General features: G+C 68.8%; 18 protein-coding genes. 9 read left to right on the top strand and 9 right to left on the bottom strand.

Going from position 1 to position 17,441, the window contains the following annotated elements:
• Positions 1–179 precede the first annotated feature (179 nt).
• The 9 genes from D7D52_RS33985 to D7D52_RS33945 all read right to left on the bottom strand — a co-directional run bounded on the left by D7D52_RS33985 (position 180) and on the right by D7D52_RS33945 (position 10,701).
• Entirely contained in the window at positions 180–1,907 is a 1,728-nt protein-coding gene (locus D7D52_RS33985) for an SDR family oxidoreductase (protein ID WP_120744675.1), read from the bottom strand.
• A gap of 66 nt (positions 1,908–1,973) precedes the next feature.
• Entirely contained in the window at positions 1,974–3,083 is a 1,110-nt protein-coding gene (locus D7D52_RS33980; protein WP_120743023.1) for a PDR/VanB family oxidoreductase, read from the bottom strand.
• Positions 3,080–3,985: a metal-dependent hydrolase gene (locus D7D52_RS33975; protein ID WP_120743021.1), complete on the bottom strand. Its 906-nt coding sequence runs from the start codon at positions 3,983–3,985 to the stop codon at positions 3,080–3,082. Before D7D52_RS33975 ends, D7D52_RS33980 begins: the two co-directional genes overlap by 4 nt.
• 96 nt (positions 3,986–4,081) lie before the next feature.
• Positions 4,082–5,947 (bottom strand): APC family permease, encoded by a 1,866-nt coding sequence (locus D7D52_RS33970; RefSeq protein ID WP_246024099.1) that lies wholly within the window; start codon positions 5,945–5,947, stop codon positions 4,082–4,084.
• Positions 5,948–6,162: 215 nt separating this feature from the next.
• A complete protein-coding gene (locus D7D52_RS33965) occupies positions 6,163–6,945 on the bottom strand; it encodes an N-acetylmuramoyl-L-alanine amidase (protein WP_246023503.1) in 783 nt (260 codons plus the stop codon).
• Positions 6,946–6,982: 37 nt separating this feature from the next.
• Positions 6,983–7,402 (bottom strand): MarR family winged helix-turn-helix transcriptional regulator, encoded by a 420-nt coding sequence (locus tag D7D52_RS33960; protein ID WP_120743017.1) that lies wholly within the window; start codon positions 7,400–7,402, stop codon positions 6,983–6,985.
• A complete protein-coding gene (locus D7D52_RS33955; RefSeq protein ID WP_120743015.1) occupies positions 7,392–8,768 on the bottom strand; it encodes an MFS transporter in 1,377 nt (458 codons plus the stop codon). Before D7D52_RS33955 ends, D7D52_RS33960 begins: the two co-directional genes overlap by 11 nt.
• Positions 8,769–8,865: 97 nt before the next feature.
• Positions 8,866–9,618, bottom strand: a complete 753-nt coding sequence (locus D7D52_RS33950) for a serine hydrolase (RefSeq protein WP_246023502.1) — start codon at positions 9,616–9,618, stop codon at positions 8,866–8,868.
• Positions 9,619–9,711: 93 nt separating this feature from the next.
• Positions 9,712–10,701 (bottom strand): zinc-binding dehydrogenase, encoded by a 990-nt coding sequence (locus tag D7D52_RS33945; protein ID WP_120743013.1) that lies wholly within the window; start codon positions 10,699–10,701, stop codon positions 9,712–9,714.
• Positions 10,702–10,922: 221 nt separating this feature from the next.
• Here D7D52_RS33945 and D7D52_RS33940 point away from each other — a divergent pair, with 221 nt between their 5' ends.
• From D7D52_RS33940 to D7D52_RS33900, 9 genes are all read left to right on the top strand, one after another.
• The gene (locus D7D52_RS33940; RefSeq protein ID WP_120743011.1) at positions 10,923–11,138 is read left to right on the top strand and encodes a hypothetical protein; all 216 of its coding nucleotides are present in this window, start codon (positions 10,923–10,925) and stop codon (positions 11,136–11,138) included.
• Positions 11,139–11,205: 67 nt separating this feature from the next.
• Positions 11,206–11,565: a hypothetical protein gene (locus tag D7D52_RS33935; protein ID WP_120743009.1), complete on the top strand. Its 360-nt coding sequence runs from the start codon at positions 11,206–11,208 to the stop codon at positions 11,563–11,565.
• A complete protein-coding gene (locus tag D7D52_RS33930) occupies positions 11,562–12,242 on the top strand; it encodes a hypothetical protein (RefSeq protein WP_120743007.1) in 681 nt (226 codons plus the stop codon). The genes D7D52_RS33935 and D7D52_RS33930 overlap by 4 nt, the downstream gene beginning before the upstream one ends.
• 7 nt (positions 12,243–12,249) lie before the next feature.
• The gene (locus D7D52_RS33925) at positions 12,250–12,927 is read left to right on the top strand and encodes a TMEM175 family protein (protein ID WP_120743005.1); all 678 of its coding nucleotides are present in this window, start codon (positions 12,250–12,252) and stop codon (positions 12,925–12,927) included.
• 199 nt (positions 12,928–13,126) lie between these two features.
• The gene (locus D7D52_RS33920) at positions 13,127–14,791 is read left to right on the top strand and encodes a sensor histidine kinase (protein ID WP_187703072.1); all 1,665 of its coding nucleotides are present in this window, start codon (positions 13,127–13,129) and stop codon (positions 14,789–14,791) included.
• Positions 14,788–15,201 (top strand): roadblock/LC7 domain-containing protein, encoded by a 414-nt coding sequence (locus tag D7D52_RS33915; protein WP_120743003.1) that lies wholly within the window; start codon positions 14,788–14,790, stop codon positions 15,199–15,201. Before D7D52_RS33920 ends, D7D52_RS33915 begins: the two co-directional genes overlap by 4 nt.
• Positions 15,198–15,551, top strand: coding sequence for a DUF742 domain-containing protein (locus D7D52_RS33910; protein WP_120743001.1), 354 nt, complete (start codon positions 15,198–15,200; stop codon positions 15,549–15,551). The genes D7D52_RS33915 and D7D52_RS33910 overlap by 4 nt, the downstream gene beginning before the upstream one ends.
• The gene (locus D7D52_RS33905; protein WP_246023501.1) at positions 15,532–16,146 is read left to right on the top strand and encodes a GTP-binding protein; all 615 of its coding nucleotides are present in this window, start codon (positions 15,532–15,534) and stop codon (positions 16,144–16,146) included. The genes D7D52_RS33910 and D7D52_RS33905 overlap by 20 nt, the downstream gene beginning before the upstream one ends.
• Positions 16,143–17,408 carry a cytochrome P450 gene (locus D7D52_RS33900; protein WP_120742997.1) on the top strand — a complete coding sequence of 422 codons (1,266 nt, stop codon included), beginning with the start codon at positions 16,143–16,145 and terminating at the stop codon, positions 17,406–17,408. Before D7D52_RS33905 ends, D7D52_RS33900 begins: the two co-directional genes overlap by 4 nt.
• The last annotated feature ends 33 nt before the right edge of the window (positions 17,409–17,441 follow it).

Below are 17,441 nucleotides of genomic sequence, written 5' to 3'. Positions count from 1 at the left end.
CGGTATCGACGGGACGCGGACCGGCGATTCTCCCAGGCCGCGATGAACAACAGAACCGCGAAGAAGAAGCTGATGGCGATGGCCGTCGCAATGAATTCCCCCATGTCCGAACATTACCCGTACCGCGGCCCCCGAAAACCGCCCCGGTAAAGCATCCACCGGGGCGCCGCCGAAACCGCCTACGTCAGCTTCACACGCGCCGCGAAGAAGCGGGCGACGGCGGGGGCGAACCGGTTGAATCGGTATTGCAGCCAGGCTTCGGGAGTCACCGGCACCACGTCGCGGCCGTTCTCGACGGCCTTGACGATCTGAGCGGCGACCTTCTCCGGCCCGTAGCGGCGGGCGGCGTAGAGCTTGTCGTAGCGCTGCTGCTTGGCCGCTTCCTCCGCCGCCGAAACCCCCGAGAAGCGGGTGGTGGCAACGATATTGGTGTGGACGATGCCCGGGCAGATGGTGTGGACGCCGATGTCCTTGGCCGCCAACTCGGCGCGCAGGCAGTCGGAGAACATGAACACCGCCGACTTGGAGGTGGAGTAGGCGGCGAAGCCCTGCTGCGGGGTGTAGGCGGCCATCGAGGACAGGTTGACGATGTGCCCGCCCAGCCCGCGCTCGGCCATGGCCTTGCCGAAGGCCCGGCAGCCGTTGATGACACCGTGCAGGTTGATGTTCAGCACCCGGTCGAATTCCGCGGCGGAGGTGTCGAAGAAGTCGCCGGCCGCGCCGACGCCCGCATTGTTGATCAGGATGTCCGGCACCCCGTGCGCGGCGATCACCGTGGCCGCGTGCTCGTCCACGGCCGCCGCGGAGGACACGTCGAGCTGGTAGGCGTGCGCCGTACCGCCCTGCGCCGCAATCATTTCCGCGGTCTCCTTGGCGGAGTCGAGGTTGATGTCGGACAGCACCACCTCGGCCCCGCGCGCCGCGAACGCCAGCGCGGTCTCGCGCCCGATGCCGCTGCCGCCGCCGGTGATCACCAGCAGCTGATTCTCGAAACTCCGCTGCGGCGCACCGACTTCGGCACGTCGCAGCCCGCGCGAGACCTCTCCCGTCCGCAGCGAGTCGATGAGCTCCACCGTAGAGGTGGCCAGCAGTTCCGGATGCGAGAACGGCAGCCAGTGCCCGCCGCCGACCTCACGCCGATACAGATTCGGCGCGTATTCCTTGGTGTCGGAGTAGCCGGCCGGTCGCACCGCCACATCGCGGCGCGCGATGATCAGCTGCACCGGCACCTCGGTGCGCCGCTCGCGCGGATCGGCCATGCGCTGCAGGATATTGGCGCGGTAGATCCGCATGCCGTCGAAGAAGTCCCGGCGGAATTCCGGCCCGAGCGTGATGTTCTCCGGCGAGGTCTCGTTCATCAGCCCGACGAACCGCGCCCACATCTTCTCCGTGCCCAGCGGCTTCAACACCACCCGCGGCACCCCCGGCGTCATGAACAGCCCGGTGTACAGCGACGACAGCAGCTGGGTGAACGGCCCCCACACCTTGCCGCGCGACAGGTTCGACCGCGCCCACGCGCCCAGGTGATCCAGGTTGGGCCCGGACACGGAGGTGAAGGAGGCGACCCGCCCGACCGCCTGCGGCTCGCACACGGCCTCCCACATCTCCACCGAACCCCAGTCGTGGGCCAGGATGTGCACGGGCGCCTCGGGACTCACCGCGTCGGCGACCGCGAAGAAATCGGCGGCGAAATGCTCGAGCCGGTAGTCCTCGGTGCGATCGGTGCGGGTGGAGCGCCCGTGCCCGCGGGTGTCGTAGGTGACCACGTGGAAGCGGTCGGCCAGCAGCGGCACCACCCGATCCCACAGGTGGTTGTCGTCGGGCCAGCCGTGCACCAGCACGATGGTCTCCGCTGACGGCTCACCGTATTCGTACACGGCGATGTCGAAGTCGCCGCTGCGCACCATGCGCTCGGCGGCGGGGATGACGGTGGGGTGATCGGTCACGATCGTCTCCTCGTTGAGAGAACGGTGCTAGAGGTCAAGCACCAAACGGTCCCCGCCGCAACGGGATACACAGATGAGCATGTCACCGGCCGCGCGTTCGGCGTCGGTGAGCACGGTGTCGCGATGGTCGACGTCGCCGGAGCGCACCCGCACCACGCAGGTGCGGCAGAAGCCCTGGCGGCACGAATACGCGCTGTCCGGACGGACTTTCAGCACTTCCTCGAGCACCGACCTGTCGGCGGGCACGTCGATGACCTCGCCGCCGCGTGCCAGTTCCACCTGGAAGGCGGTGCCGTCGACGACCGGCGGCGGCGAGAAACGCTCGGAATACAGTTCCACGCCCGGCATCTCGCGAATCCGATCCGCGATCAGCTGGGTCATGACCACCGGCCCGCAGCAGTAGACGGAGGTGTCGGGGCCCACACCCGGCAAAAGCACAGCGGCGGTGGGGATCCCGTGCTCGTCGTCGGTGCGCACGGTCACCCGCGACCCGAACGACTCCACCTCCGACAGGAACGGAATGGTGTCGCGAGAGCGCCCCGCGTACACCATGCTCCATTCCACCCCGAGCCGCTCGGCCATCCGGATCATCGGCAGGATGGGCGTGATCCCGATGCCGCCCGCCACGAAATGCACACGCGCGGCGGAGGATCCGTACCCGGGCAGCACGAACGGGAACGCATTGCGCGGCCCGCGCACGGTCAGCTCCGTGCCGATCCGCAGTTCCTCGTGCACCTCCAGCGATCCGCCGTTGCCGTCCGGAATCCGCCGCACCGCAACACGATACGCGTGCCGATCGGCCGGGTCACCGCACAGCGAGTACTGCCGCACCTTCCCCGAGGGCAATTCCAGATCCAGGTGCGCGCCCGGCCGCCATTCCGGCAGTTTGCCGCCGTCCGGCGCGGTCATCAGCAGGCTGATGACGTCGGTGTCGTGCGCCTCCACCCGGCGCTCCACCACGACCAGCGGAATCCGCCAGTCGTTCACCCGCACGTCCGGCTCGTGCCGGTTGACGAAAGTGGTCCAGCGCAAACGGCTTTCGGCGATGAAGTCCAGCATCCGGGTGGCCCGGTCGGGCCGGCCCTTGCCGAACAGGTCCGGCGGCGGGGCGGCCGGGACGGGCCGGGTCGTGTTCACGACGCCATCATCCGGGCGGCCGGCGACTGCGCCAGGTAGGCCACCGCCTGCGCGGTCGAGCCGACGCCGGCCGGGCTGTAGCCGGGCTTGAAGGTGGACAGCGCGCTGATCAGCAGCGACGGAATGCCCGGGATCGAACCGCGCCACATGCCCGCGAAGATCCGCCCGATCAGCATCGGATACCGGTGGTTGGGCAGCGACGGGTCCGCGTGCACCAGGAACTTGGTGCCGCGCAACAGCAGTGCGATGAAGATCGGGAAGACCATCAGCATGAGCGCACCCCGGCGCACATAGCCGATCTCGAAGTATTCGGCCACGTCGTGGGCGACCATGCGGTGCTCGACCTCTTCGGCTCCGTGCCAGCGGAACAGATCCAGCATCTGCGGATCGGCGTCGAACCGCTCGAGGTCGGCATTGATGACCCAGTCACCGAGGAAGGCGAAGAAGTGCTCGAGCGCGGCGATGACGCCCAGCCGCTCGACCAATTGCTGCTGGCGCACGGCCTCACTGGCGGCGGCGCGCGGCCCGAGCGTCTTGCGGAACAGGAATTCCGCCTGCCGCACATACGGTTCGACGTCGATGCCGTGCGCCTCGAGCACCTCTTCGAGCGCGCCGCCGTGGCTCTCCGCGTGCATGGATTCCTGGCCGATGAAGCCGATCATGGCTTCCCGCAGCTTCTCGTCTTTGACCAGCTCGAGCGCTTCGCCGAAGGTCACCAGGAACATGCGCTCGCCCTCGGGCAGCAGCATGCTCAGGGCATTGAGCACGTGCGAGGCGACGGGTTCCTTCTTCATCCAGACCGGTTCGGTCCGCGACCAATCGAATCGCACATTGCGGGCGTGCAGGGCTACCTCTCCGGGTTCGGTCACCGGCCGGCGGCCCAGTTTCGGAAGTAGCTTCATCGGTACTCCTGGTCTCGTAGCGATTTGCTGCGTGAGCGTAGCAATATTCTACCTATGTATGAAACCAGGAGTTACACCTAGAATTTTGCGTCGTGATCAGCTATCGACGTGCACGTGCGGCCGCTGCGAGCGCCGCGGGATGGCCCGCCGCAGGATCTCGCGGGTCACCGGCGCGACCTCGCCCTCACCGAAGAACATGAACCGCATCAGGTTGGTCAGCGGATTGCCCTCGGTCCACTCGAAATACACGTGCGGGCATTCGCCGGTGCGGTCGCGGATGGCGATCAGGATGGAGGCGATGCAGTTGGGCACGGCCGCGGCCTCGACGGTGAGGATGTGGTATTCGTCCACGTCCACCTCGGTCACGTGCAGTTCGGTGCTGAACTCGGAGGGATCCTTCACGATCACCTCGAGGAACAGAATCGGCTCGTCCTCGGGAATGTGGCTCTCGCGCCGCTGATCGGCTTCCTTCTCCGCGTATTCCTCCGGCGAACGCCCGTCGGTGATGTCGTGGGTGACGATGCGGATCTCACCGCGCTCGGCCAGCTGATCGATCATCGCGCAGGCCTTCTCGTCGAAGACCACCTCGACCGCCCGCAGCTCGAACGCCCGGCGAATGCGAGAGGCGAAGGACACCACCATGATCGCGACCACGAACAGGATCGCCAGATGCAGACCCGCCGGCTTCTCGATGATGTTGTCGATGGTGGTGTACACGAAGATCAGCGACACCACGCCGAAACCCAGCACCCGCGAGTACTGCTGCTTGCGCCACGCCGAAATGGTCACGGCCACGGCCGCGGAGGTGATCAGCACCAGCACGCCGGTCGCGTACGCCGCGCCCTGCGCGTCCACGTTGGCGTCGAAGTACCAGGTGATGCCGAAGGACACCAGCGCGAACACCAGCACCAGCGGCCGAATCTGGCGCGCCCACTCCGGCGCCATACCGAAGCGCGGCAGATAGCGCGGCACCAGGTTGAGCAGCCCCGCCATGGCCGACGCACCCGCGAACCACAGGATCGCGATGGTGCTGATGTCGTACACACTGCCGAACGCGTTGCCCAGATATTCGTGCGCGAGGTAGGCCAGCGCGCGCCCGTTGGCCTGGCCGCCCTCCTCGAATTCCTTCTCCGGGATGAGAACGGTGGTGATGAAGCTGGTGATGATGAGGAAGGCGCTCATGATGAGCGCGGCGGTGGTCAGCAGTTTGCGGGTGCCGACGATGCGGGTGCGCGGATAGTCCCGCGGATCGCCCGGATTGCCCTTGATCTGCGGCATGACCGCGACACCGGTCTCGAATCCGGACAGGCCCAGCGCCAGTTTGGGGAACACCAGCAATGCCACCCCGACCATCGCGAAGACATTGCCGTGCTTGGCCGTCAGCAGATGCGACCAGTCGGTCACCAGATGCGGCGCCTGCGCCACCTTCACGATGCCGACCACGGCCACCACCACGTTCAGCGCCAGATACACCCCGACCAGTCCGACCGCGATGCCGATGGCCTCGCTGAACCCCTTGAGGAACACCGCCGCCAGCAGCGCCAGCAGGATCAGCGTGATGATCATGTTCTGGTCGTGCAGGAACGCCGGCACATTCGGGTTCTCGACGATGTGGGCGGCGCCGTCGGCCGCCGACAGCGTCATGGTGATGGTGAAGTCGGTGGCCGCGAAGCCCAGCAGCACCAGAATGAAGATCTTGCCCCACCAATTGGGCAGGAAGTTGGCGAACATGGCGATCGAGCCGCCGCCATTGTGGCTCTCGCGGGCCACCCGGCGATAGACCGGCAACGCGCCCAGCAGGGTCAGCGCGACCAGTACCAGGGTGGCGAGCGGGGACAGCACGCCCGCGGCCAGCGCGGCGATGCCCGGCTGATAGCCCAGGGTCGAGAAGTAGTCGACACCGGTCAGGCACATGACCTTCCACCAGCTGTGCTGATGCTCCTTGGGCGCCTTCTTGGCCATCGGCCCCGGAAGCTGCGAGTGATGCTCACCCGCGTCCTCGAGTAGCCAGTTCGCGAAACGCGAGCGCGGCCGAGCGTCGGTCGTGGTCAAGGAGTCCTCCCCGGAACTCGACTGGTCCGGTTTCCCGAAAATAATCCGTAAATGACGTGACGAATGTACTCACGGCAAACCGGGCGCGGACACACCCCGCGCCGTGAGTCGTGCAGACCGTTGTGCTAGCCCAGATAGGCCGCGATGGCATTGGCGATGGCCTGCGCGAATCGGGCGCGGCCGTCGGGTGATTCGATGATCGCGGCATCGCCGGGATCTCGCATGTTGCCGCACTCGATCAGCGCGGTGGGCCGCTCGGAGAGGTTGAGGCCGGCCAGATCCGCGCGCGGATTCAGCCCGTCGGACCCGACGTAGGTGGAGGTGGTGAAGCCCGCGCCGACCATGGTGTCGCGCAGGGTGGTCGCCAGCTGCACCGACGGCCCGGACTGAGCGTCGTTGAGGGCGGGCGAGGAGTAGGCGACGTGGAAGCCGTGCGCACCGGCGGGCGCGCCGTCGGCGTGAATGGAGACCACGGCCGCCGCGCCGACGCGATTGCCGAGGGTGCCGCGTTCGTCGACGCACGGGCCGACGCCGTCGTCGCTGTCGCGGCTCATGATCACGTGGAAGCCGCGGGCGCTGAGCAGATCGCGAACCCGCTGGCCCACATCCCAATTGAACTCGTGCTCGCTGTAGCCGTCCTCGGCGTTGGTGCCAGTGGTGTTGCAGGCCTTGGTGCCGCCGCGCCCGTCGGGCACCTGGGCGTTGATCTGATCGGGATGCGCCGCGCCGCCGCCGTTGTGGCCGGGATCGATGACCACGGTCTGGCCGGCGATCGGGGACAGCGGTGAGGCCGGGGCCGGCCGCGGCACGGACGCCGAGACCGGGGTGGCGGTCATGCTCTGCCCGCAGCCCGCGATCAGCAGGGCGCCGCAGAGGGCCGCCAGGGATGTCCAGTGTCGGTGTCGCACAGGACAAACGATAACGGTTCAATCACGGCGAGGTAAGTCAGCGATCGAGCTTACGCAGGATCTCGTGCAGTGTGCGCAGGTCATCGGGGCCGAGGGCGGACAGTTCCGCGGGCGCGGGATCGGGCGTTTCCTTCGCGTACGCGACGGTCTCCCGGCCGGCGTCGGTGATCGAGATGAGCTTGCAGCGCCGATTGGTCGGGTCGATGGTGCGGATCACCAGGCCGCGATCCTCGAGATCGTTGACCGCGACGGTGGTGGCGGGCGCGTCCATGGCGGCGGCCGCAGCCAGTTGCTTGGCCGTCAGCGGGCCGGCCAGCAGGCGGCGCAGTACGCGAAAGCGGCTGAACGGCATGCCGGTTCGCTCCGCGACGGCGCGCTTCCAGCCGTCGCGGGTGTCCATCACCAGGTGGGTGAGTTGCCGCCAGACCTCGTCGGTCGTGGGCGTGTCAGCCGGCATGAGCGGAGACCTTCTGTTCGAGCAGCGGGGCGATGCGATCGCGGGAACGGTACGCCCAGTCGGTATTGGCGGCCACGCCGAGCGCGATCACGGCGGACGCGAAACCGGCGATCGTCCACCACAATCCCGCGCCGGAGAGCGCACCACACAGTGCCACACCAAGACTCACGCCGACCTGACGGCTGGTGGAGGCCACCGCGGCGGCCGCGCCCGCGCGATCCAGCGGCATACCGCTCACCGCGGTGGTGGTGATGGGCGCGTTCACCATGCCGAAGCCGATGCCGAAGATCACGAAGGTGGTGACGAGCTGCCAGATGGGGGTGTCGGCTCGCAGCAGGGTCAGGCACACCGCGCCGACGGCCATCAGGACCCCGGAGACCAGCAGCGACGGCCGGGTGCCGTAGCGGCCCACCAGCCGGCCCGACAGCGGCGAGAAGAACAGCATGCCCAGCGCCATCGGCAGGTACAGCAGGCCGGTGTGCACGGCCGAGAAGTGCCGTGTGCCTTGCAGATACAGCGACATGTCGAACAGGAACGCGCCCAGCGCGGCGAACGAGCACACCGCGATGACGGTGGCCGAGGAGAACGGGAAGCTGCGGAAGAAGCGCAGATCGATGAACGGCGACCGATGTCGCGCCTCGTGCCAGACGAATCCGGCCAGCGCCAGCGCCGAGAGCACGAAGATGGCGGGCTTGCCCTCGATCAGGCCGAACACCAGGGTGAACAGCACCCCGATGGCCAGCAGTTGGCCGATCGGGTCCATGCCGCGCGGATTGGCCGACTTCGATTCCGGCACATAGACGGTGGTGAGGGTGAAGGCGACCGCCACGATGGGCAGGTTGATCCAGAACACCGACTGCCAGCCGAGGCTGTCGATGAGCACGCCGCCGACCATGGGGCCCAGTGCCGTCGAGATGCCGACCACCGCACCCCACACCCCGACCGCGCGGGCCCGCTCCACCCGGCCGGTGAAGGTGGTCGTGATGATCGACATGGCAACGGGATTGAGCATGGAGCCGCCCAGGGCCTGCACGAACCGCGCGCCGATGAGGACCTCGATGCTGGGCGCGAGGCTGCACAGCAGCGAGCCGGCCGCGAAGGTGAGCAGGCCGATGCGGAAGACCCGTTTACGCCCGAAGCGGTCGGCGGCTGCGCCGGAGAGCATGAGCAGGCTGGCGAGGGTGAGGGTGTAGACGTCGACGATCCACTGCAGTTTCGACAGCGGCGCACCGAGATCCGTGCGGATGGTGGGGATGGCGACGTTGACGATGGTCGCGTCCATGGAAGAGATCAGCAGGCTCAGACAACAGGTGACCAGGATCACCGTCTTCCGCCGCGCACTCAATTCCTCGACAGTTGTAAGCACACAACGATTGTGTTCTCACAACCATTCCGAATGCAAGTGCTGTCTGCCGTGGCGGAGTTCACGCTGGGCCGGATCGACCTCGGCGACGTCGGCGACCTCAGTGACGAGGCGGAGTGAGAGTTCCGATCGGCCCCCACAGGACGTTCAGGACGTCTTGGGTTTGCTGATCGGCGGTGCCGTAGGTGTGGGCGGCGACGGTGAAGCCCGGGCCGAAGGAGGCCGAGGCCACTTCCGGGTCGCCGACGTCCGACCAACCCCATTTGGTCCCGAGCACCTGGGGCAACCGGGCGGTGCCCCAGTCTTGGCGGGTGCCGTCGGCGGCCTTGTCGGCGGGTTCCTCCATCCAGGCGAGGAGGGGGCTGTCGGGTTCGGTGCGGATCTTGGCGGCGAGGAAGTCGGCGACGTCGGCGGTGCTGGTGGTGGAGAATTCCCAGCCGCCCGCGCCGTGGGTGGCGCGCAGGCCGTATTCGCGGGCGATGTCGTCGATGGCGGACGGGTATTCGGCGGCCAGGCGGTCGGCGGCGGCATCGTCGGATTTGCGGATCATGCGCTCGCACAGGTCGCGGTCGGCCGGCGAGCCGTCGCCGTGACGCAGCGCGTAGTCGGCGATGAAGAGCTTCGAAAGCGACAGGGCCGCACGCTCTTCGGTCTCGTTGGCGGTGCCCCAGCCCGCGCCCGGCACGATCGAGCGCACCGAGATCGAGGTGCGCGCGGGAACGTCCAGGGGCTCGATATCGGTGGGCGCGGGTTGCCCGGACCCGATCGACGCCGTCCAGCCCAGGTGGGCTGCGGCCATCCCCAGGCAGAGCGCGGCGCGCATCGTCCCGAACGTCGCGGACCGAACGCCCATCGCCACCTCCGTGTCCCGAGCCCTGATTCGAGATCGCCGATCGCCCAGTCCACCTTGCTCCGGAAGACTGGGCGGTCGTTCACGACACGCCGATCAGACGGTGAGGATGGTCCGGCCCACGGCGCTGCGCGCCTCGATCGCGGCATGTGCCGCCGCGGCCTCGGACAGCGGGAAGGTCTGGCCCACCACCACTTCGAGCCGTCCGGCCGCCGCCGCGGTCTGGGCGCGCTCGTGCAGGGCGAGCCAATCGGTGTCCGGGGTAGCGATGTCGAACAGCGGAACGACCGTGATGCCCTGGGCCGCAGCGCCTTCCGGATCCACCGCCGCGAAGCCACCCGCGGACGTGCCGTAGGCGACGAATACGCCGCCCGACTCGAGAGCGGCCAGTGCCGCGCCGCCGATCTCACCGCCCGCGCCGTCGAGCACCAAATGCACCCCGCCGGTGTGGGCGCGCACCTGCTCGACCCAGTCCGGGTGCGAGTAGTCGATCACCAGGTCCGCGCCGAGCCGTTGCGCCAGTGCGAGTTTCGCGGCGCCGCGCGCCGCCGCGACGACCCGTGCCCCGGCCGCGCGGGCGAGCTGGATGAACAGGGTGCCCAGACCGCCGCCGGCGGCAGTGATCAGGACCCACTGCCCGGAGGGGATCGGCGCGCGGTCGACGATGGCGAGTGCGGTGCGCCCGTCGTGCACGAGGGCCGCGGCCCGCACGACGTCCAGCGCCTCGGGAATCTCCGCGAGGGTCTCGGCCTTGGCCAGGGCCAGTTCCGCGTAGCCGCCGATGGGCAGTCCGGAGCCGATGCCGCTCGCGGCTGTCGCCGTGGCGACCCGCCGGCCGATCCAGGCCGGGTCGACGTCGGATCCGACGGCCGCGACCGTGCCCGCGATCGCGCCGCCGGGCACGAATGGCGGCTCCACCGCGAACCACTGGCTCGCCACGCCGCTGCGCAAGGTGGTGTCGAGGAACATCACGTCCGCGGCGGCGACCCGCACCACCACTTCACCGGGACCCGGGGCCGGATCGGGCGCTTCGGTCACCGTGAGCACCTCGGGCCCGCCGAACTGTTTCGCCTCTACCACTCGCATGTCGTTGCCTCCCTGTCGATCTCGGCTGCGTGCCGCTGCATCGAGCATCGAACCTCGACCTAACTCGAGGTCAAGCGGCGGTGCGATATTCCCCTCACAGCGAACGCGATGTGAGTCATTTTCGAGGCAAGCAGACTTGACTTCGAGTCATGCGGGCGCCTAGTTTGGAGGCGCGGCGAGATCCGCCGCCCACCATCCGGGGACACAGAGAGGTGCCTCCCATGCCCACCCCGCTATTGCAGGACGTCCGCGCAGCCACCCGCGCTCGCGAGGCCGCCAAACAAGCCGCCCAGGCCGCCGACGCCGTCTGGCGCGACAAGATCAAGAACGCCACCGCCGCCGGGGAGCGCGTCTTTCTGATCGCCAAGGCCGCGGGCGATATCACCACTTCCCGCGTGTATCAGATCCGCGACGGCGTGCGCACCGGCGCCCGCTGACCGCCGCATCCTTCGAATTCGCACGCCCTGCCCCGATCCTGAGGCAGGGCGTGCGAGAATCCTTGGCGTGCATGATCGGTTGAAGGTGTGGGTCGAGGAGCTGACCGGTGGGGACAGCACCCGCGCCATGGCGGTGGCGACCGGAATTCCACAGGCCACCCTCGCCCGGCATCTGACCCAGCCGACCCCGCCGGTCGAAACGCTGATCGAGATCGCCCGCGCCTACAACGCCAATCCGGTGGAGGTGCAGGTGATCGCCGGCATCATCACCGAGGCCGAGGCGCAGCGCGCCGGATCCGGCAGTGCCATCCGGGAGGCCACCACCCGGCAATTGCTCACGGAGTTGTTGCGGCGCGATAAAGAGGCGGAGGAAACGGCGCGGCGGAAACCGTCCCGCGGGGAGGTCGGCGCGAGGCTGTTCCGGTGAACAGTGTCGTCACCGTCCTGGCCGCCCTGTGCTCGCTGGCCGCGGCGGCCGCCCGGCTGCCGCGCTGGCGCATCCCCGAATCACGGCCGTTCACCGTCGGTCTGGCGCTGCTCGCCGCGTGGGCGCTGCTGCGCACCCCGGCATTGATCGGTTCCGCCAACGAGATGGCGCTGCCGAGTGGGCATTTCGAGCGCTTCCCGGGGCTGATCGCGGATATGTCGCTGGTCGGGGCCGGGGCCCTGATCGGCGTCACGGTGGCCAACGCGTGGGGGCGGGCCCTGCTCGAACGCGCCTTCTACCTCGGCTTGATCGCGTTGGAAGCCGCGCTGCTGCTCACCTACGATCCGCTGCATCCGTCGTATGTGACCGCACAGTCCCACAACTGGATCCTGGCGCTGGCGGGCGTCGCGGTGAACGGCGTGGTGGTGGCGGCTTCGGTGCTGAGCTATCGCACGGTGCCGCCGGGATTCCGATTACCGTTGGCGCTGTTCATGTTCGGTGGGCTCAGCGGGGTGGCGGTGGCGGCGGTGCGCATCATCACCCTGTTGCGACCCGAGGGGCCGCAGGTGAACGCCTGGTCGCCGATCGTGAGCATTCCCGTCTTCGGTTTCGCGCTGGGCTCGCTGGTGGCCAGCCGCCGCATGCGCAAGCAGGCGCGCGAGGACACCCTTCGATAATGCTGGAATGCAGCACCCTGAACCCGAACTCTCGGCCGCACCACCCGCGGTCCCCGAGCGTGTCTCGCGCCTGACCGGCACCACCCGCGTGGAGGCCTTCAGCGATGGCGTGATGGCCATCGCGATCACCCTGCTGGTCCTCGAGATTCGCGTTCCCGAGACCCCGGATGGCGAGCTGTGGCGGGAGCTGGCCGGGTTGTGGCCGAGCTATCTCGCCTATGCCGGTTCGTTTCTCACCATCGGCGTGATCTGGCTGTGCCATCACCGCTTCTTCGCCCGCATCCGGCACATGGACGGGCTGCTGCACTGCGGCAATCTGCTGCTGCTCCTGGCGGTGGCGTTCCTGCCGTTCCCCACCACGGTGCTGGCGCACCATCTCGAGGACGGCGGTCCGAATGCGAAAGCGGCGACGGCGTTCTACGGTGTGGTGGGTGCGTTGCAGGCGGCGGCCTGGTTCGTGATGTGGGTTGCGCTGCAGCGCAATCCGGCGCTGTTCGAGCCGGGCTACGACGCCGCGTACGCTCGCCGGGAGAGCATCCAGGCGGTGGTGGGTTTCGTGGTCTTCGATGTGATCGCGGCGATCGGCCTGCTGCTGCCGGCGGCGGCGGCGCTGCCGCTGTATCTGGCGGCGGTCCTCGGCTACGGCTACAGCAGCACCCGCAACCACGTGATCAGTCGGGCGTGAGGCCGTACCGCTCAGCGGGACCGGCGTTTGCCAGCGCGTTCCCGCTCGGGTAGCGCCGCCCCGCCGGTGCGCCTATGCTCTGTCCCGCAGATCCGAATCCGCTTGGCGGACCGTGTATTCGACACGGTCGGCGTGGGCGGGGACGGTCGGGGGCATCGGGGCGGCCGCCCTGGTGAAGGTCGGTGCGGAAGTGCGGAGCGTGTCGGAATCACTCAGTCCGCCGGGCGGGGAGCAACCACCCGTTCGGAGTCAGCGCCCGCCCTTTCTCACGCCGGCGATCTCGTTGCTGGTCTGCGCGGCCGCAGTGGCGGCGGCGGTCCTGTTCGCCCCCAATGATTTTCGGCTACCGCTGGCGATCGGCGCGAGCGTCGCGGCACTGCTGCTCACCGCCTCGGTGACGGCGGCCGTCTTCTATCGAGGCCGCGCCCGGCAGCTCACGCGGGAAGCGCACGCTTATCGAGCACAGGCCGACGCCCGGGTCGCGGCCACGATCGCCGCCGCGCAGGCCCGAATCGCCGAGTCGGAGAGCGGGATTGCGGCGCTGCGCGAACAGGTCGCCGAGCAGGCGCGGGCCGCCAAGGAGAGCGAGAACCGGCGGGCGGCGGCGCTGGCGGCGTTCGCCGGGGCGGCGGGCCGCATGCAGGCCGCGAGCACCAGCATGCTGGCGGAACTGCGCGAGATGGAGCATCGGCACGCCGACCCGAAGGTGCTCGCCGACCTGCTCGAACTCGATCATCGCACCGCGCAGGCGGGCCGGCTGGCCGACAGCATCGCGGTGCTCAGCGGCGCGCGCTCGGGTCGCCGCTGGGCCAAACCCATTGCCATGGAATCGATTCTGCGTGGCGCGATGGGTCGGGTCGCCGGCTATCAGCGGGTCCGCCTGCGCGCGATCACCGAGATCGCGATCGCCGGTCACGCCGCCGAGGGTGTCATGCACGCCCTGGCCGAGCTGCTCGACAACGCCTGCAACTTCTCCCCGCCCACCACCGAGGTGCACGTCTACGCCGCCGAGGTCCCCGCCGGTGTCGTGATCACCATCGAGGACAGCGGCCTGGTCATGAGCGAATCCGCGCTGCGCCGAGCCGAATCCGCCGTCACCACCCGCCGCCGCCCCACCGACCTCTCCTCCCTGTCCGGCACCCGCCTCGGCCTCGCCGTAGTCGGCCACCTCGCCCGCAAACACGACCTCACCATCAGCTACCGCCCCTCCGCCATCGGCGGCACCGCCGTCGTAGTGGTCGTCCCCCGCGAACTGACCACCCGCCTCGAACGCTCCACCACCTCCTCCCGACTCACCCCCCTCCCCGCCACCACCGGCCCCCAACCCGCCGTCCCACCCCGACCCGCCGCGTTGACTCAGCACACTCCGGCCGCCGTACTCCCGACGGTTCACCAGCCCACGGCGGCAGCACAATTGGACACTGATCGATCTGTCCACGAAGTATCTGCCGCCGAGTCGGGCAAGATCGGTGAGGATTCCACTACTTCAGGTGGCCTGCCCAAGCGTCGTCGGGGCAGCACCCTGGCTTCGGTGCATCCGGACGGCCTTGGAGCGCCGGCCGCGCCTGCCAGACCGCGGCCGCCGGCTTCGCCGAACTCGTTGGCTGCCTTCCAGCGCGCGGTCACCGGTCGTGACAGTGGTGGACCTGCCCCGGCGGCGTTCACGAATCTCGATCCCGCCGCGCTGACCAATCGTGGTCAGGGGTCGGCCGGCGATTCCGGTACCGGCCGTGGGGAGTTCGGGGCGGGGGCGCGGGCCGCGTCGCTGCTCGATGGTATTCGCCGCGGTGAGTCGCGGCGCGAAAACGACGGTGGCACACCGCATCTTCCCGCCCCTCCGACCTCTTGGGAGACCGATCGATGACAGCGTCCGCGACACATCTGGGTTGGTTGCTCGAGCAGCTGCTGGGGCGTACGCCGCGGGCGCGGCATGCATTGCTGCTGTCGGGGGACGGGTTGAAGATCTGTCATACCCCGGAGTTGGGGACCGACAGCGCCGATCAGCTGGCGGCGATCGCGGCTGGGATACAGAGCCTTTCGCACGGCGCCTCGGTGGAGTTCGGGGACGGCCGCGGCGGCGTGCGCCAATCCATGACCGAGTTCTACGGCGGGATTCTGTTCATCGTCGAGGCGGGCGTGGGCGCGCATATCGCGGTGGTGGCCGCGGAGGACGCGGACGCTGGGCTGGTCGGGCACAATATGCGCGAGCTGGTGGAACAGCTCGGCGAGTATCTGGCCGTGGCCCCGCGGGTCCCGGGAGTGAGCGTGTCGTGACCAGGCCCGACGAGGATCCGGATCGCCTCTACACGCTCACCGGCGGTCGCAGCCAGGCGGATTCGGACGCCTTCGATCTGGTGACGCTGGTGGTCAGCGAGTGTGATCCGGTGCGCGGCATGCAGTCCGAGCACGCCGCCATCCTGGACATGTGCCGCGCGCCGACGGCGGTGGTGGAGATCGCGGCCGAGCTGCGCCTGCCGGTCGGCATCACCATCATTCTGCTGTCGGACCTGCTGGCGGCGGGCAAGATCACGGTGCGCCATCCCGAACATGCCGCGCGGCAATGGAATTGGTCGCCCGACACCACCACCCTGGAAAAGGTGCTCGTTGGACTCCGTAAGCTCTGACACCCGTCCCGCGCGCGCCGACGCGCCGCTGCCCGCCGCGGCCCGCCAGGGATTGAAGATCGTCATCGTGGGCGGCTTCGGCGTCGGCAAGACCACCATGGTCCGCTCGGTGAGCGAGATCCGCCCGCTGGACACCGAGGCCACCATGACACAGGTCGGCCACGGCGTCGACGATCCGGCCGGGATCCCCGGAAAGTCCACCACCACCGTGGCTTTCGACTTCGGCCGCATCACCGTCGACGACGAGCACGTGCTGTATCTGTTCGGTGCGCCGGGCCAGGAACGCTTCTGGTTTCTGTGGGATCGCCTGTTCGCCGGGGCGCTGGGCGCGATCGTGCTGGTGGATCAGCGCCGCATCGCCGATTCCTGGTACGCCATCGACCGTCTGGAACATCAGGGCACGCCGTTCGTCGTGGCGTGCAACAGTTTCGGGCCGGGACCCAGTCTGGCCGAGGTGCGCGACGCGCTGGATCTGGATCCGCACATTCCGCTGCTCGACTGCGACGCCCGCGTCCGCGACTCCTGCAAGGACGTCCTGATCAGCCTGGTCGAGTACCGCTACCGCCCGGAGATCGCTCGGAGGAATCCCGCATGACCTCGATCGCCCAGGGCGGCGCCTGCCCGGTGCCGCACGAGCCGGGCGCGGTCCCGCTGTCGGGCCCCCGCTTCCACACCGACCCGCACGCCCTCTACCGCGAGATGCGCCGCGATCACGGCCCGGTGGCCGCGGTGGAACTGCCGGGCGGCATTCCGGCGTGGCTGGTGCTCGGCTACCGGGAGCTGCATCAGGTCACCAATTCCCCGGAGTTGTTCCCCCGCGACGTCGGCCTCTGGAATCAGTGGCCCAACATTCCCCCGGACTGGCCGCTGCTGCCCATGGTCGGCACCCCCATGCCCTCGATCTACTTCACCGCGGGCGCGGAGCATCGCCGTCATCTGGCCATGGTGGAGCCCGCCCTCGAATCGGTGGATCCGTTCGAATTGCGCCGCGTCTGCGAGAGTTCGGCGGATCGGCTGATCGATTCCTTCTGCGGCCGTGGCGAAGCCGACCTGGTGGCGGAATTCGCCGAACCGCTGCCGGTGCTGGTGCTGGCCTGGCTCTTGGGTTTTCCCGACACGGAGGGTCCCGGCCTGGCGCGCGCCATGAAGGCGCTGGCCGATGGCGGCGCGGACGCGCAGGCGGCGCATCTGCGGTTCATGCAGTACATGCAGCATCTGCTGGCGGTGAAGAAGGCCGCGCCCGGCGACGATCTGGTCTCGCGCATGCTCGCCCATCCCGCGCCGTTCACCGACGAGGAGTACGTCAACGACCTGATGGCGGTGACGGCCGCCGGGCACCTGCCCACCGCCGACTGGCTGATCAACTCGGTGCGCCTGATGCTCACCGACGACCGTTTCGCGGCCGCGCTGGGCGGCGGCCGGCGCAGCGTGGATCAGGCCATGAACGAGGTGCTGTGGGAGGACGCGCCCTCCTCGATCCTGGCCGGGCGCTGGGCGGCGCGCGATACGCGCCTGGCGGACAAGACGATTCGCGCCGGTGACCTGCTGCTGCTGGGATTGGCGGCGGCGAATACCGATCCGCACGTGCGGCAGTCGGTGGGCAATGCCGCCACGCACACCGGCAACAGCGCCCATTTCGCCTTCAGCCACGGCGAATACCGCTGCCCGTTCCCGGCGCAGCAGATCGCGGAGACGATCGCGCGGACCGGTATCGAGGTGCTGCTGGACCGGCTGCCCGATGTGGACCTGGCGGTGCCCGCCGGTGCGCTGGTGCGGCGGCCGTCCCCGTTCCTGCGCGGAATGAACTCTCTCCCTGTTGTTTTCACCCCTGTTCGCGCTCTCGGAGGTTTCCAGTGAGTTCCGCTTGCCCGCATGCCATCAGTATCGATC

Source organism: Nocardia yunnanensis (assembly GCF_003626895.1).
Taxonomy (GTDB): Bacteria; Actinomycetota; Actinomycetes; order Mycobacteriales; family Mycobacteriaceae; genus Nocardia; species Nocardia yunnanensis.
Note: the sequence above shows the minus strand (reverse complement) of the source record. Positions and strands in the feature narration are given on the sequence as shown.